General features: G+C 41.9%; 1 protein-coding gene. It reads right to left on the bottom strand.

The genetic code is table 11. The features are described 5' to 3' along the window. Positions 1–19: 19 nt before the first annotated feature. A partial coding sequence (locus JEQ21_RS09810) for an IS1634 family transposase (RefSeq protein ID WP_199365317.1) occupies positions 20–1013 on the bottom strand: 994 nt, incomplete at its 5' end.

The following is a 1013-nucleotide window of genomic DNA, read 5'->3' as shown; positions in this document are numbered from 1 at the left end:
GTTTGGCTATCTTTTTTAATTATTTTCGTGTTGTATATGAACCTCTAGCATAATTTCTTAATTCCTCGAACTTCACAACTCCCTTTGTCCAGTCAATTCCAAGAAGCTTATTTAACTCCTGCATATCCGGACTCTCCTGAAGTCTGTAGTAATCATCTTGTAAACGAGTTGCTTTGGCACTATTCAAGGCCCGAATCATTCTTTCTGGACTCATTGCCCAGTCTGTTCTGCATTGAAGTAACCGAATAAAAATTAGGGCTATAAAGCAAGTTAAGAAGTGGGCTTCTATGTGTTCCTCCGTCCAGACATAAACTGGTCGACTCTCTAATTCGGTCTTCGTGACCCTAAAGCAATCTTCGATTTTCCCGAGCTGCTTGTAGGAATCAAGAATGGCTTCGTCCGACATCTCTGTCTCACTGGTGACAATCACATTGATTCCATCAAACTGAGCATCAAAATCGACCTGTTCTTGGTCAATTCGGATCAGTGGAGAGAAAGGCTTAATTTCGCCTGTCTCCTCATCGACATAGGATAGATCAAGGTATTTCTTACCACCCTTTTTACTCGTCTGACGAAAAAGTTCCGCGTTGGTTAATTTACTGGCGTATTCAAGAGCACCGTCTCTACGAATTTGTTCGCGCTTCGCATATTTTTCATTCCAGGTTATCAAAACTTTTTCTTTAACGACTGGAGAGTTCTTGCCTGTACCTAGCCTGCGTTCTCGAATATAAGATTTCTTAGCGAATGTGGCTTCCGCATTAAAGTGCCAGTCCTCTGAATTTAAAATCTGTTCTTGGATATCCTTTGGAGCCCCTCTTTTTCCACGATGTTTCTGTGAGAAGAGCCAGCCGTCCCCTTGTTCTAACATGGCAGAAACATTGGTTTTACTATTCATGGCCTTATCCGCTACAACGACAATTCTCTCAATTCCAAATTGTTTTTTCACTTCCTCAACTGCTGGGAGATAGGTGACTGGATCTGTTTGATTTCCCCGAAAGAGCTTGTAGCTAATG

The sequence above is a fragment of the Streptococcus sp. 121 genome (genome assembly GCF_016458205.1).
Lineage (GTDB): Bacteria > Bacillota > Bacilli > Lactobacillales > Streptococcaceae > Streptococcus.
This window is presented reverse-complemented; position numbering and strand designations above follow the sequence as displayed.